14 protein-coding genes are annotated in these 15,110 nt (G+C 62.2%); 6 read left to right on the top strand and 8 right to left on the bottom strand.

The window, feature by feature from the left end; all coding sequences use genetic code 11:
* Nucleotides 1-113: 113 nt before the first annotated feature.
* The gene (locus tag B5F28_RS03235) at nt 114-1,463 is read right to left on the bottom strand and encodes an MATE family efflux transporter (protein ID WP_087293326.1); all 1,350 of its coding nucleotides are present in this window, start codon (nt 1,461-1,463) and stop codon (nt 114-116) included.
* A 227-nt stretch (nt 1,464-1,690) separates the two neighbouring features.
* Between B5F28_RS03235 and B5F28_RS03230 the strand changes: the two genes are divergently transcribed.
* The 6 genes from B5F28_RS03230 to B5F28_RS03205 all read left to right on the top strand — a co-directional run bounded on the left by B5F28_RS03230 (nt 1,691) and on the right by B5F28_RS03205 (nt 7,727).
* Entirely contained in the window at nt 1,691-3,208 is a 1,518-nt protein-coding gene (locus B5F28_RS03230) for a glycosyltransferase family 39 protein (RefSeq protein WP_087293324.1), read from the top strand.
* 16 nt (nt 3,209-3,224) lie between these two features.
* Nucleotides 3,225-4,070: a hypothetical protein gene (locus B5F28_RS03225; RefSeq protein ID WP_087293321.1), complete on the top strand. Its 846-nt coding sequence runs from the start codon at nt 3,225-3,227 to the stop codon at nt 4,068-4,070.
* Nucleotides 4,071-4,198: 128 nt separating this feature from the next.
* Complete coding sequence (locus B5F28_RS03220) at nt 4,199-4,588, top strand: BlaI/MecI/CopY family transcriptional regulator (protein ID WP_158097502.1); 390 nt, start codon at nt 4,199-4,201, stop codon at nt 4,586-4,588.
* A gap of 1 nt (nt 4,589) precedes the next feature.
* A complete protein-coding gene (locus B5F28_RS03215) occupies nt 4,590-6,623 on the top strand; it encodes a M56 family metallopeptidase (protein ID WP_087293317.1) in 2,034 nt (677 codons plus the stop codon).
* A gap of 167 nt (nt 6,624-6,790) precedes the next feature.
* Entirely contained in the window at nt 6,791-7,072 is a 282-nt protein-coding gene (locus B5F28_RS03210) for an autorepressor SdpR family transcription factor (protein ID WP_087293315.1), read from the top strand.
* Nucleotides 7,062-7,727 carry an SdpI family protein gene (locus B5F28_RS03205; RefSeq protein ID WP_087293313.1) on the top strand — a complete coding sequence of 222 codons (666 nt, stop codon included), beginning with the start codon at nt 7,062-7,064 and terminating at the stop codon, nt 7,725-7,727. Before B5F28_RS03210 ends, B5F28_RS03205 begins: the two co-directional genes overlap by 11 nt.
* 57 nt (nt 7,728-7,784) lie before the next feature.
* Here B5F28_RS03205 and clpB read toward each other — a convergent pair whose 3' ends face one another.
* The 7 genes from clpB to B5F28_RS14870 form a co-directional block, all read right to left on the bottom strand.
* On the bottom strand, nt 7,785-10,385 hold the full coding sequence (clpB, locus tag B5F28_RS03200) for an ATP-dependent chaperone ClpB (protein WP_087293310.1): 2,601 nt from the start codon (nt 10,383-10,385) through the stop codon (nt 7,785-7,787).
* Between the two features lie 210 nt (nt 10,386-10,595).
* Complete coding sequence (locus B5F28_RS03195) at nt 10,596-11,642, bottom strand: sulfate/molybdate ABC transporter ATP-binding protein (protein WP_087293308.1); 1,047 nt, start codon at nt 11,640-11,642, stop codon at nt 10,596-10,598.
* Entirely contained in the window at nt 11,639-12,304 is a 666-nt protein-coding gene (modB, locus tag B5F28_RS03190; protein ID WP_087293306.1) for a molybdate ABC transporter permease subunit, read from the bottom strand. Before modB ends, B5F28_RS03195 begins: the two co-directional genes overlap by 4 nt.
* Before the next feature lie 61 nt (nt 12,305-12,365).
* Nucleotides 12,366-13,235 (bottom strand): molybdate ABC transporter substrate-binding protein, encoded by an 870-nt coding sequence (modA, locus tag B5F28_RS03185; RefSeq protein ID WP_087293304.1) that lies wholly within the window; start codon nt 13,233-13,235, stop codon nt 12,366-12,368.
* 104 nt (nt 13,236-13,339) lie between these two features.
* Nucleotides 13,340-13,810, bottom strand: coding sequence for a cyclic pyranopterin monophosphate synthase MoaC (moaC, locus tag B5F28_RS03180; protein WP_087293302.1), 471 nt, complete (start codon nt 13,808-13,810; stop codon nt 13,340-13,342).
* 29 nt (nt 13,811-13,839) lie between these two features.
* Nucleotides 13,840-14,862: a molybdopterin-binding protein gene (locus tag B5F28_RS03175; protein ID WP_087293300.1), complete on the bottom strand. Its 1,023-nt coding sequence runs from the start codon at nt 14,860-14,862 to the stop codon at nt 13,840-13,842.
* Nucleotides 14,863-14,889: 27 nt separating this feature from the next.
* Complete coding sequence (locus tag B5F28_RS14870; RefSeq protein WP_087293298.1) at nt 14,890-15,102, bottom strand: glycosyltransferase family protein; 213 nt, start codon at nt 15,100-15,102, stop codon at nt 14,890-14,892.
* Nucleotides 15,103-15,110 lie beyond the last annotated feature (8 nt).

Here is a 15,110-nt window from a genome sequence, read left to right as displayed (position 1 = left end):
CTTCACAGACAACAAGCCCTCTCGGTTGCTTGAACAATTTCTTCAAAAATATTGTCTAACTTTTCGGGGTCACTTCAAACTGCCGGTGCTCCCTGTTTTTGATGAAAACGGAATTACACGGTCTTGATGCGCCGCCAGCCGCCCTGCTTCCAGCGGATGACGAAGATCAGCGCACGCAGGTTTTCGTCCAGCGCAAAGGCGATCCACACGCCCACCAGGCCCAGACCGAAATGGATGCCCAGTAGCCAGGCCACGCCCACGCCCACGATCCACTGGCTGGCGATGCCCACCAGCACCGGGAAGCGCACGTCGCCCACCGCCTGCAGGTTGCGCACCATCAAAATGTTGAAGCAGCGGCCCAGCTCCAGAAAGACCTCCACGATCATCACGTTCCGGCCCAGAGCGATCACCTGAGGGTCGCTGCTGAACAGGCTCAGCAGCGGCTGGGAGAACACCGCCAGCACCGCCGCGATGATCAGGGTGATGGGGGTGAAGGTTTTCAGCACATTCCAGTTCTGCCGGTCTGCCTGGTCAAAGGCCTTCGCGCCCACGCAGTAGCCCACCACGATGGCCACTGCCTGGCTTACCGCACTGATGAGCATGTAGCACACCTGGGCGAACATGGCGCAGTACATGCGGGTGGTCACCGCGAAGGTGCCCATCAGGTTCACGAACACCAGGCTGGTGGACTGGGACAGGTTGTAGGAAAGGCCCTCGCCGCCGGCGGGCAGGCCGATGCCCAGAAACCGCTTGAGCAGGTCGGTGGGGAAGGGCCGCAGCGCCTTCAGGCTCACCCGGGCGTTCTGCACGGTGTGGAAGAAGGCGAAGATCATCATCAGCATACCGGCGGTGCGGCAGATGCTGGTGGAGAGCGCCGCGCCCGCCGCGCCCAGCCGGGGCATGGGGCCGAGACCGTAGATAAAGGCGGTGTTGCCCACGATGTTGATCAGGTTGATGATGCCGGTGCTGAGCATGATGACAAGCATCTTGGCATGGGCCCGCAAAAAGGCGCTGAAGGTGAGCATCAGCGCCTGACAGGGCAGGCTGAGGGCGGTGATGAGCAGGTAGCTTTTCGCCTCCGGCCGGGCCTCCATGGGCACCTGCATAATGCTGAACAGGCCGTCCGCGCCCAGCAGCAGGCCGCCGGTGATCACCAGACTCACGGCCAGGTTCAAACAGACCGCCAGGGTGTAGATCTGCTCCACCTTATCGTATTCCCGCGCGCCCAGATACTGGCTGAGCATGATGGTGGCCGCCAGACTGATCACGTTGAAGGTGAGGATCAGGGTGGTCATGATCTGGTTCGCGTTGCCCACCGCGGCAACGGCGGTGGCGTTGTAGCGGCTGAGCATGATCTGGTCGATGTTACCCACCAGCATCTGCAAAAGCAGCTCGATGAACACCGGCCAGGTCATGGCCAGCAGCGAGAACTCGTGCCCCGCAACGGTGATTTTCTTGTTCAAAACGATTCCCCCTCTTGCCCCGGTGCGTCCCGATAAGCTTAAATCAGAAACATTATAGCGCAAACAAATTTCGCTTTACAGTTGGAAAATCGACGATTTTCACAGAAAGCACACGAGTAATTTGTGCACAATTTTGCCAGTGGCAGGTTTGGTTTACTTTTGCGGGGGTTTGTGTTACCCTGATAAAGGATTTTTACGTGATGATACGCCCAAAAGGAGGATGCTTTTTGAAGAGGACCATTCACCGCCCCGCCCGGCTGGCTGCCGCCGTGCTGGCGGTTCTGGCGCTGGCCGCGGTGTTTGTGGTGCGGTTTTCCTATTCCACCAGCTTTCTGTATCCGGGATACTGCGGGTTTGACTCCGCCATCTTTCAGACCATCGGCAAGTATTGGGCCCAAGGGTTCACCCCCTATTCCCAGCTGTTTGACCACAAGGGCCCGCTGATCTTCTTTGTGGATGCGGTGGGCTACTGGCTTCACGGCCGGGCGGGAATTTTGGTGGTGCAGACCGTCAGCCTGGCCGTCGCCATCTGGGGGCTGTACCGGCTGGGGCGCACCGCGCTCTCCCGCCCCTGGGCGCTGGGAGCCGCGGCGCTGGCCCTTGTGTATCTGGCCCGCACCTTTGACGAGGGCAACATGACCGAGGAATACAGTCTGCCCTTTCTGGTCGTCAGCCTGTATCTGGCGGCGCGCTGGTGCCTTGCCCGCCGGGACGACCCGGCCGCGCCTCACCCCTGGCAGTGGGCGGCGGTGTACGGCGTATCCTTCGGAGCCGTTTTGATGCTGCGGGTCACCAGTGCGGTGGCGGTGTGCAGCTATGTGCTGGTGATCACGCTGGCGCTGCTGGTCAGCCGCCAGTGGAAAAATCTCTTCGCCAACATGGGCGGTTTTCTGGGTGGCTTTGTGCTCATCACCGGCCCCTTTGCGGTGTACTTTGCCTGCAAGGGCTCGCTGGGGGATATGTTCTACGGCACCATCGGCTACAACATCTTTTATGCCACCGAATTTTCCATTGCGGAATATTACGCGGGCAATCAGTGGGCGGCCAGCACTCTGAACCGGGTGCTCACCGATTTCGGCGCGCCGCTGTTTTTGCTGGCGGTGCTCTGCATCGCGGCTCTGATCCGGCGGAAAACCGACCTGCTGGCCTGGGGTGGCCTTTTGAGTACGGCGCTGAGCATGTATGTGCTGTTTTCAAACCGCCCCTATGTACATTATTTTATGATCGCGACCCCGCTGATCCCGCTGGCCTTTGTGCTGGCGGCGGAGCTTTTCCGGGGCGGCAAGGGCTGCAAGCTGGCCTGGGCCGCGCCGGCGCTGTGCGGGCTGTGGGCGGTGAGCCTGCTGGTCCGGCTGCCCGGCTGGAACGCGGACAGCTTCATGGCCCGTTACCCCTATGAGGTGCTGGATTACAACAACGCCGCCCGGTCTGTTGCGGCGGTGATTCCGGCCGAGGAGCGGGATTCGGTGCTAGGCTACAACGTGGATGCCCAGTGGTATCTGGCGGCGGACATCCGGCCCTGCCAGCGGTATTTCATCCATCAGGACTGGCAGGCGCAGGACGACCCGGCCATGCGCGCCGAGATCAATGAATCGCTGCGGCAGGACCCGCCCAAATGGCTGGCGGTGGATGGGCCGGTGGAGGCCGGGGTGCAGCAGCTGCTGGATGAACAGTACACCGCTGTGAGCGGCGAGCAGCAGTTTGAGGAATACGGGAACTATGTGCTGTACCGCCGCAACAGCTGAAAGGAGAGAAGACCGCATGAGCGCAAAACGAGGCGTTTTGGCCCTGGCGGCGGCGCTGCTGCTGTTGGCCTGCGGCTGCGCGGGAGAGCAGGCAGCTTCACAGGATACGGTGCAGCTGCGTGCAAGGAAGCCGGTGGAGGGTGCCGTGGTGGTGACTCAGCATGTGGGATTATACGACGGATATGAGTATTTCGGAGCCTTCACAGGCGACTGGGCCTTTGTGTATGGGCAGGGCCAGGCAGGCTACCGGGCGGCGGGCGGCGAGTACAAGCCCCTGTACACGGCCGGCGCGGATGTGATTCTGCACCAGTACGATGGCCCGACGGATGAGTCCGACCTCTGGCAGCGGATGGACTGGTTGGCAGAACAATATGCCTATCTGCCCGGCGCTTCCATGGCTCCTTATTGCGCGGACGGGCTGTGGGGCTTCTGCGATTTGAATGGCACCCCGGTGCTGGAAGCGCAGTTTGCCAGCCTGGCGGAGCTGTGGGCCTACCAGGAAACGGTGGCCCCGCCGCTGCCCACCGCCGAACCCCGGCAGCTGCCCGAGGGGGCCGAAACCTGGTGGGAGGACCCGATGGACGAGGGCTTCTATGTGCTGGTGGGGGAGAAGATCCGCCGCTACAACAGCCAGGGCACCGAGCTGACCAGCCAGGCGCTGGCCCGGCTGACCCTGGAAACCGACGATAAGGGCAAAAGCACCCTGACCATCACCGACCAGGACGGCCGCCAGCTGCTGCAGCTGACCAGCACCCAGCCGGACCCGCTGCACACCGACGGCGAGCTGCGGTTCGACGGGGACTGGTTTTACTGGAAAACCGACGAGGGCAGCGTGCTGCCCTGCCGCATCACGGTGGAATGACCATTCAAGTAAGCAGAAAGAGGCCTTTGTGGGCCTCTTTTTTGTTTGCGCGAGGCTTGACAGATTATATTCTACAATCGTAGAATATAGCTAGATACTACAAGTGTAGAAAAATGGAGGTGAACGGGATGGAAAACACGATCAAACGCCTGCCGGACGCAGAGCTGGAGGTCATGAAGGCAGTGTGGGCGGCTGAGGCGCCGGTGGCCCGCACCCAGCTGGAGCAGGTGCTGGGAGGCAAAAAGCAGTGGGCGCCTACCACCATTCTGGCCATGCTCACCCGGCTGGAGCAAAAGGGCTTTCTGGCGCGGGAAAAGCAGGGCCGGGCCTATCTGATCCGGCCGCTGGTGAGCCGGGAGGCATATCTCCAAGTGGAAAGCAAAAGCGCGCTGGGCCGTATGTTCGGCGGCAGCGCGAAAAATCTGATCGCGGCGCTGCACCAGTGCCACGCGCTGAGCCATCAGGAGGTGCAGGAGCTGGCGGATTATCTGGAACAGCTGAAGCAGGAGGACGAGTGAGATGAACGACCTGTTTTTGTCAGTGATTGCGGTGAGCGTCGGGGCAAGCGCGGCGGGCCTGGTGTGGGCACTTGTGCAAAAGCGGCTGGAAAAGCGGGTCTGTGCCCGCTGGCGCTGCCGGGTCTGGACGCTGCTGCTGACGGCATTGCTGGTGCTGCCGCTGGCCGGACTTCTTCCGGAAAGCAAAGCGGTGGCAAATCGTCCTGCTTTCGTTCTGGAGGTGCCCGAGGCAGCAGCACGGCTCATGGGCAGCGGTGAGCGGACGCAGGAGCAAGCCGGGCCCCAGACCCTGCCCTCCGGCGGGACTTTTGTTCCGGCCGGGGAGGAGCCGACACAACCGGGCCGGACACTGCCAAGCCCGCTGACCGTGGCGGCGGCGGTATGGCTGCTGGGCGCGGCGGGAATGCTGGCGGTGCAGATGGCGTCCTACCTTCGCTGGCGGCATGGGGTGAGGCGCTGGGAGCAGCCTGCCCCCGACTGGGTGGAGCCGGTGGTTCGCGCCGCCGCCGTGGAGGCGGGGCTTTCCAGCCTGCCCCGGGTGCGGCAGAGCCCGCTGGGGGCCAGCCCCATGATGGCGGGGCTTGCTTCGCCCACCCTGCTTTTGCCGGTGAAGCTGCCGCCCAAAGAGGAGCTGGCGCTGATTCTGGCCCATGAAATGGCCCACTGCCGCCGACGGGACATCCAGCGCAAGCTGCTGATCCTGCTGGCGCGGGCGGTGCACTGGTTCAACCCGCTGGTCCACTGGATGGCCGGGCAGGCCCAGCGGGAGATCGAGCTGGCCTGCGACGAGACGGTGGCGGCCAGCCGTCCGCCCCAGTGGCGGCAGGCCTACTGCCAGGCGCTGCTCCATGCCATTGATGCTGCCGGGCAGCCCGCGCCGGTGCTGTCCACCCGGTTTGCGTTGGAAAAGCAAGAGATCATGCGCCGCTTTGCCCGGGTGATGCGCCCGGTGAAGGGCAAAAAGGGCGCGGCGGTGTTTGGCCTGATGGCCCTGCTTGCTCTGCTGTGCTGCTGCGGGCTGCGGGTGCAGCTGCCCGGCGGGGAGAGTACCTCGGAACCGGCTTCTGCCGCGGTATCCGGCACGGCCTCCGAGTCGGGGACAAGCGCGCCCGCAGAGGAGAACAACGAGCCGCCCGAGACAAAGGAATCCACAGCGGCCCGCATCGCAGAGACCGACCCGCTGACCGCCCAAGGCTACTTAAATGCCTTCGCTCTGGTGGACGCCCTCAAGCACGGCGATCAGCAGGCGGTGAACCGGTGCTTTGCCCTGAGCGGGGAACCGGTGTATGATGCGGGCTTCTACGCTCTTTCAGACCTTTCCGGGCTGGAGCTGAACAGCGGTGCGGTGGGTCTGACCGAACAGGACGGGATCTACCGGGTGTTCGTGGACCTGGATGTGGAAAAGCGGGGCAATACCCCTTTACTGGAGGGCCAGCATACCTACTGGCTTGCGTTCCACGATGGATCGGACAGCTTTTACGACGAAGGCTGCATCTGGAAGATGCAGCCGGAGAGCGACCTTGACCGGCACGGTGTGCCGGGGTTGGATACGGCACAGCTGGAAGAGCTGCAGGATGAAGTAAAGCTGGTGCGGAACTGGCTGAGCCGGGAGGGATTTTCGGATGTGGAGGACATCAGCCCTTACCAGCAGCTGGCCTATCTGTTTGTGCGGATGGAAGAGGAAGGCGAGATTGCACAGGGGCAGACCGTTACCACCAATCAGCTGGCAGATGCAGCCGAGCGTTATCTGGGCATTCTGGACTATCAGCCCGCGCCGGAGGTGCTGGAGCTGATGTGCTACCAGGAGCCGGAAGGCTGGCGGCTGCAGGAGATGGGCGGCCTTTTGGAGGGGCCGGAGCCCGCCAGCCGGTTTACTCAGGTCTATCGGCAGGGAAGGGATTATGTGGTGGTGCTGTGGCAGTGCAGCGACGCCCAGGGTCTGGTGCCGGAATATGGCTACTTCTACCGGATGAACAATACCGAAAACGAGGACGGTGGCTGGCGAGTGGTCAGCTGCGATGTGATGGTCATTTGAGCACAAAAAACAGGGGCGCGGCAAAATTTGCCGCGCCCCTTTCGCTGCCCTTGACAGTACTCTGGACCAGTGTTATACTGAACTTGAAAAGATATTTAGAAAATTATCTAAATATCGAAAAGATAAAAATGAACCGCCCGGACCAGGGCGAAAGGAGGATTGCGATCATGGGGGATGCGTTCAAGGCATTGGCGGACCCGACCCGGCGGCACATTCTGGAGCTGCTCAGCGGCGGAGAGATGACCGCGGGCGACATTGCCGCCCGGTTTCAGATGACAAAGCCGTCGGTCAGCCACCATCTGAGTATTCTGAAGGCGGCGGGCCTTGTTACCGACGAGCGGCGGGGGCAGAACATTGTGTACTGCCTGAACCTGACGGTGTTCCAGGAGCTGATGAAATGGTTTTACGATATGGGGTTTGCCAAGGGAGGCGAAAGCAATGAAAAATAAAAAACTGCTGATCGCGCTGGGGGCGGTGTGTCTGGTGAATTTCATCGCCCATCTGTGCTTTTATCCGGCCATGCCGGACACGGTGCCCATGCACTGGGGCTTTGACGGCCAGGTGGACGGCTGGGGCCCGAAATATATGATTCTGGTCACCGCGTTGATCCCGGCGGTGATTCTGCTGCTGATCGCGGTGGTGCCTAAAATCGACCCCCGCAGCGAGAACTTTCAGAAATTCGGCGGCATCTACCGGGGCTTTCTGGCGGGCATCGTGCTGTTTATGTGCGGCATCAGCTGGCTGAGTGAGCTCACCGTTTACAACGTCCTGCCGGACGGCAGCAGCCTGGTGGGAGTGCTGGTGAGCGGCGGCATCGGCATTCTGTTCATCCTGCTGGGCAACTATATGCCCCGCATCAAGCAGAACTACACCTTCGGCTGCCGCACCCCCTGGGCGCTGGCGGACGAGCACAACTGGAACCGCACCCAGCGCATGGGCGGCATCACATTTGTGGTGATGGGCGTGGCGCTGCTGTTCCTGGGCCTGTTCGCAAAGGCTCTGGGCGAGGGGCTCACCCTGGGTGCGCTGCTGGTGGTGATTTTCGGCGGCGTGATCTGGATTTACGTTTACTCCTTCCTTGTGTTCAAGAAAATCATGCGGTAAGAAAAAATGCCCCGTGGCCAGCGGCCACGGGGCATTTTGCGTATTGGGAAAGGGGAATCAGCGCAGGATGAGCGCGCCGTTCTCCACGTCCACGGTGAGGGTGTCGCCGGTGTTGTGCACGCCGCCGATGATCTCCCGGGCGATGAGGGTCTCCACCCGGCTCTGGATGAACCGCTTCAGCGGCCGTGCGCCGTAGATGGGGTCGTAGCCCTCGTCGATGATGAAGTCCTTCGCCGCGTCGGTAACCGCCAGCTTCAGCTGCTTGTCGGCCAGGCGGCGGCGCAGGTCGTCCAGCTGCAGCTCCACAATGCCGCCGATCTCGTTCTTGGTCAGAGGCTTGTAGAAAACGATCTCGTCCAGACGGTTCAAAAACTCGGGACGGAACTGGCTCTTGAGCAGGCCGTCCACCGCCTTGCGGGCGTCCTCGCTGATCTGGCCGTCCTCGCCGATGCCCTCCAGAATATACTGGCTGCCCAGGTTGCTGGTCAGGATGATGATGGTGTTCTTGAAGTCCACCACACGGCCCTGGCTGTCGGTGATGTGGCCGTCGTCCAGCACCTGCAACAGGATGTTGAACACATCCGGGTGGGCCTTTTCCACCTCGTCGAACAGCACCACGCTGTAGGGATGGCGGCGCACCGCTTCGGTGAGCTGACCGCCCTCCTCATAGCCCACATAGCCCGGAGGCGCGCCGATCAGACGGCTGACGCTGAATTTCTCCATGTACTCGGTCATGTCGATGCGGACCATGTTCTTCTCGTCGTCGAACAAAGCCTGGGCCAGCGCCTTGGCCAGCTCGGTCTTGCCCACGCCGGTGGGGCCCAGGAACAGGAAGCTGCCGATGGGGCGGTTGGGGTTGGCGATACCGGCCCGGCTGCGCAGGATGGCCTCGCTTACCTTGGTCACCGCCTCGGACTGGCCGATCACCCGCTTGTGCAGGATGTCCTCCAGACCCAGCAGCTTCTCACGCTCGCCTTCCACCAGCTTCTCCACCGGGATGCCGGTCCAGCGGGCCACGATGCGAGCGATCTCCTCGTCGGTCACCCGGTCACGCAGCAGGGTGTCCTGTGCCTGACCGGCGGCCTCGGCCTTCTTTTCCTCTTCGGCCAGCTGCTTCTGCAATTCGGGCAGCTTGCCGTATTTCAGCTCGGCGGCCTTGTTCAAATCGTACTCCCGCTCGGCCTTTTCGATGGCGGCGCCCGTCTGCTCGATCTGCTCGCGGATGCTCTGCACCTTTCCGATGCTGTTCTTCTCGTTGTCCCACTGGGCCTTCATGGCCTTGAACTGCTCCCGCATCTCGGCCAGCTCCTTCTGCAAAGCGGCCAGGCGCTGGGCGCTCAGAGTGTCGGTCTCCTTCTTCAGGGCGGCCTCCTCGATCTCGTGCTGCATGATCTTGCGGCGCAGATCGTCCAGCTCGGCGGGCATGGAATCCATTTCGGTGCGGATCATGGCGCAGGCCTCGTCCACCAGGTCGATGGCCTTATCCGGCAGGAAACGGTCGGAGATATAACGGTTGGACAGGGTGGCCGCGGCGATCAGGGCACTGTCCTGAATTTTTACGCCGTGGAACACCTCGTAGCGTTCTTTTAAGCCGCGCAGGATGGAGATGGTGTCCTCCACGGTGGGCTCATCCACCATCACCGGCTGGAACCGACGCTCCAGGGCCGGGTCCTTCTCGATGTACTGGCGGTACTCGTCCAGGGTGGTGGCACCGATGCAGTGCAGCTCGCCCCGGGCCAGCAGCGGCTTCAGCAGGTTGCCCGCGTCCATGGCGCCGTCGGTTTTGCCCGCGCCTACGATGGTGTGCAGCTCGTCGATGAACAGGATGATCTGGCCTTCGCTCTTCTTGACCTCCTGCAATACGCTCTTGAGACGCTCCTCAAATTCGCCCCGGTACTTGGCACCGGCCACCAGAGCGCCCATGTCCAGACTGAAGACCTTCCGGTCCTTCAGATTCTCAGGCACGTCGCCCCGCACGATCCGCTGGGCAAGACCCTCGGCGATGGCGGTTTTGCCCACGCCGGGCTCACCGATCAGGCAGGGGTTGTTTTTGCGCTTGCGGCTCAGAATGCGGATCACGTTCCGGATCTCGGTGTCACGGCCGATCACCGGGTCCAGCTTCTGCTGCCGGGCCAGCTCCACCAGCTCCTGGCCGTACTTTTTCAGCACATCGTAGGTGTCCTCGGGATGGTCGCTGGTCACCCGCTGGTTGCCCCGCACGCCGGAAAGCACGCTCAGGAACTTGTTCTTGTCGATGGAGAAGCGCTTCATCAGCTCGGCCACCGCACTGTTGGGGTTCTCGATGAGGGCCAGGAACACATGCTCCACGCTCACATACTCGTCCTTCATGGCGGTGGCGGTGCTCTCGGCCGCGTTCAGCACCTTATCGGTGGCGGCGGAGATATAAATTTTGTCCGCCTCCCGGCCGGAGCCGGTCACGTGAGGCAGAAGGGAAACCTTTTGAGCAGCGGCGGAAACGAAATTGCCGGGCTCCACCCCCATCTGCTGCAGCAGCTGGGGAATCAAACCCTGCTCCTGGTTAGCAATCGCAAAGAGCAAGTGCTCGGGCTCCAGGGTCTGGTTCTGGTATTCAATGGCGGTTTGCTGGGCGCTCTGCAGCGCTTCCAGCGTCTTTTGTGTAAATTTGTTGGTGTTCATTGGGCAAGCCCCCTTTTCATTACCGAACAAAGTAAGAAATTTTATTTGTTTTAGCACTCTAGCGCTTCGACTGCTAACATTGTAGAACTGCTGATTTTTCTTGTCAAGAGGGTTCACAAAAAATTAACATTTTTTCGATGGGCAAGGCGCAAAAAAGCCCGGCCATCCTGTTTACAAACAGGATGGTCGGGCGAAGCCTGATGCAATCGCTCAGCGGGTGAGCAGCAGAATATTTTCCGGCGCGATGCCCAGCTGGCCGGGCAGGGGATTGGGGCGCTTGTCTTTTGTCATGCGCCACCAGATGTCCGGCGTGCCGGGGGTCTGGTTCGCGGCGCGCATCTGTACGATCCACTCGAAGGGCTCCTCAATCTGGCCGGTGTATTCCACGTTGAAGCGGTTGGCCGGGGCCTTGGGGTGGAAGTAGTGAGCCCGAATGCCGATGGCGCACAGGTCCTCCGGCACAGGGCGGGCGGTGGTGAATTCCAGACCGCCCCAGTCCTCCACCAGAACGGTGTTGGGGGCGATGCGCCGGGCCGCCGCAATGTTCTTGCAGCCGGTGAGCCGTGCCGCCGCCCGGCTGCCCGGGTCGGCGAATACCTCCTTGGTGGCCCCGCAGCGCAGCAGCTCGCCCTCGTCCAGAATGGCCAGACGGCCGCACATGCGGTAGGCCTCGTCCCGGCTGTGGGTCACCAGCAGCACGTCGCCGGAAAAATCCTTCAGCACCCGCAGCATGTCCAGCTGCAATTGTTCCCGCAAATGGCTGTCCAGCGCGGAGAAGGGCTCATCCAGCAGCAGCACCTGGGGCCGGTTCACCAGAATCCGTCCCAGCGCCACCCGCTGCTGCTGTCCGCCGGATAATTCGGCCGGGCGGCGCTGCTCCAGCCCGGAAAGGCCCAGCAGCTCCACCGCCTGGCGGTAGAGAGCCTGCTTTTTGGCCTTGTCCTTTTCCCGGTGCAGGCCTGCCAGCAGGTTCTGGCGCACGGTCATGGTGGGGAAGAGGGCATAGCTCTGGAACAGATAGCCCACCCCCCGCTGCTGGGGCGGCAGGTTGATGCGCTGCTCCGAGTCAAAAAGGACGCGGCCGTCCAAAACGATGCGGCCCCGGTCCGGCGTTTCCACTCCGGCGATGCAGCGCAGGGTCATGCTTTTGCCGCAGCCGGAAGCGCCCAGCAGGCCGGTGATGCCGCCGTCTGTTTCCAGCGTTACCTTTAAGTGAAAGGAGCTCAGGTCCTTTTCAATGTCCACAAACAGGCTCATGGGGCGCTCCTCCTTTGCTTTTGCTCCAGCAGGTTCACGGTAAGCAGCACCGCGGCACTGATGGCCAGGTTCACCAGTACCCAGGCAAAGGCGCCCGCGTCGTCGCCGGTGCGCCAGAGCTGATACACGGTGGTGGAGATGGTGGCGGTGCGCCCGGGGGTGTAGCCGATGAGCATGCTGGTGGCGCCGTATTCGCCCAGCGCCCGGGCGAAGGCCAGCACCGCGCCCGCCAGAATGCCCTGGCGGCAGGCGGGCATGCGCACCCGCCAGAAGATGTAGGTGTTGGAAAGCCCCAGCGTGCGGCCCGCGTCCGCCAGCCGCTCGTCGAAGCTTTCAAAGGCGCCCCGGGCGGTGCGATACATGAGCGGGAAGGCCACCACCGAGGCGGTGAGGATGCCGCCGTACCAGGTCATCACGAACTTGATGCCGAAGTTTGCCAGAAAGATGCCCAGCGGCCGCTTTGCGCCGAACACCAGCAGCAGAAAATAACCCACCACCGTGGGTGGCAGCACCAGCGGCAGGGTGAGCACCACGTCCAGCAGGCCCTTCACCGCCCGGGGCAGCCGGGCCACATAGTAGGCGGCGAAGATGCCGGAAAAGAACACCAGCACGCTGCTGATGGCAGCGATGCGCACAGAATTCAACAGGGGATACCAGTCCATGTGGAAAACTCCAATCCGAAAAGCGGGGCAAGGCAGATTCGCCTTGCCCCGTTCTTTGTGATTATTTGACGGGAGAGAAGCCCACTTCCTCAAACACCTGCATGGCCGCGTCGGTCTGCAGATAATCCAGGAAGGCCTGCGCCTCCTCGCTGTGCTGGGAAATGTTCAGCACGGCGGCGGGGTAGATCACCTGGCCGCACATCTCCTCGGTGGCGTAATCCACCGGGGTGATCCCGGCGCTGTAGGCGTCGGTGCAGTAGACCACGCCGCAGTCCACGCTGCCCTCGGTGATCTGGGTGGTGACCTCCTTCACGTTGGAGCCGTAGGTGATCTTGCCGGCGTTTGCCAGGGCCTCCTCGTCCAGGCCGTAGTGGGTCAGGATCTGCTGGGTGTACTGGCCCACCGGCACATCGCTGTTGCCCATGGCCATCAGGATGTCGGTGCCCTCCAGGGCTTTGGCCAGGTCGTCAAAGCTGGCGATGGAGGCGTCGCTGCCCTCGGCCACACACAGGGCCACCTTGTTTTCCAGCAGGTTCACCCGGGTGCCCTCGGCCACAAAGTCCAGGCCATCGGTGTTCACGCTGGCATCGGCGGTTTTGTCCAGCTGGTCCATCTGCTTCTGCCCGGCCGAGAGGAACATGTCACAGACTGCGCCCTCCTGGATCTGGGTCTTCAGGGTGCCGGAGGAATCGAAGTTGAAGGTCAGGGTCACATTGGGGGCCACGGCCTTGTAGTCCTCGGCGATCTGGTTCAGGGTCTCGGTCAGGCTGGCGGCAGCAAACACTGTCAGCTCAACCGGTTCGGCATCCGTTTCGGTCTGGGAATCGGATGCGGACGCCGCGCCGGAAGCGGCAGAAGATGCGCCGCCGCCGCAGCCCACCAGCGAGAACGCCAGTGCGAAGACTGCGGCAAGTGCGAATGCCTTTTTCATGGATAAAACTCCTTTTCCCGTATTTCAGGGAGATTTATTTTCAAACCCTGTGGATTTACACCGGGCTGAAGCAAAAGGATCAATCGCGGGGAAAGCGGCGCGGCTTAAAACACGAAGTCGCCGCTTTTGCCGCCCTGCTTTTCGCAGAGGTGGATGTCAGAGATGACCATGCGCTTGTCCATGGCCTTGCACATGTCATATACGGTGAGCAGCGCGGTGGAAACGCCGGTGAGCGCCTCCATCTCCACGCCGGTTTTGCCCTCGCACTGCACGGTGCAGCGGGCGGTGATGGAGTGGCTTTCGTCCTCCAGCGTAAAATCCACGGCGCACTTGGTCAGCGCCAGCACATGGCACAAAGGGATCAGGTCGGCGGTGCGCTTGGTGGCCATGATGCCCGCCACCCGGGCCACGCCCAGAACATCGCCCTTTTTGGCGCTGCCTTCCTTCACGGCCTGGTAGCACTCGGCGCTCATGGAGATGCGCCCGGAGGCGATGGCGGTGCGGTGGGTCACGGCCTTCCCGGTCACGTCCACCATGATGGCCTCGCCTTTTTCATTCAGATGAGTAAACGGCATGGGAATGCTCCTTTATATAAAGTGATGGCTCAGGCCTTGCCGAAGCCGCAGTTGGGGAAGGTGCACACCGAACAGTTCAGGCACAGCCCGCCGTTGCCGTAGGCGGCCAGCTGGTCGGCGGTGACCGGAACCCCGGCAACCAGATAGGGCAGCACCAGATCAAAAATGGTGCGCTTGGCGTACATCACACAGCCGGGCAGACCGCACACCGGGCGGTTGCCTTCGGCGTAAGCCAGCAGGAACATGGCCCCCGGCAGTACCGGCGCGCCGTAGCTCACCACGCTGGCCCCGGTGTTTTTGATGGCCAGGGGGGTCTTGTCGTCCGGGTCCACGCTCATGCCGCCGGTGCACAGCACCATGTCTGCGCCCTCGCGCAGCATCTGGTTGGCGGCGGCGGTGATCTTCTCGTGGTCGTCGTTCAGCACGGTGTGCCAGGCCATCCGGCAGCCGTACTCCGCCAGTTTTTTCTCAATCACCGGGGTGAAGGAATCCTGAATGCGGCCGTAGAATACCTCGTTGCCGGTGGTCACCACGCCCACCTTCAGCTCCCGGAAGGGCACCAGCCGGAACAGCGGCTCGGTCCCCACGGCGGCGCGGGCGGCTTCCATCTTGGCGGCCTCGATCACCAGCGGGATCACCCGCATGCCGGCCAGCTTGTCGCCCTTTTTCACCGCAAAGCCGCTGTGGCGGCAGGCCACCATCACCTCGCCCAGCCGGTTCAGCCGGAACAGGCGCTCGGTATCGGCCAGGAACAGGCCGTCCACCTCGGCCGTCAGCTCGATCTTGCCCTCGCTGGGTTCGCTGGCGCTCATATATTCGTTCTGGCACAGCTGGCGTAAAATCTCGGCCGCGTCGTTCTCGTGCAGATGGTTTTCGTCGTTTTCCCAGATGTAGATGTGGTCCTTGCCCACGCTCAGCAGTACGGGTACGTCCTCGGCCTGGATCACGTGACCCTTTTTGAACACGGGGCCCTTCTTCACGCCGGGAATAATCTGGGTGATGTCATGGCAGAGCACCTGGCCCACCGCTTCCTCGGTCTTCATCAGCTTCATAACGGTACCTCCCATAAATGACTTTTTTCAGTCCTGCGCGGGCAGGATGTAATCGGAAAAATGTTTTTCAAAAATCCGGTGGCAGCAGGCTTGTAGCTCCCGCTGCATGGCGCTGCACCGGAGCAGCAGCGTCCGGCCCTCCTCGGTGAGCCGGGAACCGCCGCCCAGAGGCAGCAGCGGCTTGAACCGGCCCATCCGGGAGGAAAGCCCGGCGGCGGGGATCAGTGCACCGAATGCCATTGTCTGTC

Source organism: Gemmiger sp. An194, from assembly GCF_002160145.1.
Classification (GTDB): Bacteria; Bacillota; Clostridia; order Oscillospirales; family Ruminococcaceae; genus Allofournierella.
Note: the sequence above shows the minus strand (reverse complement) of the source record. Positions and strands in the feature narration are given on the sequence as shown.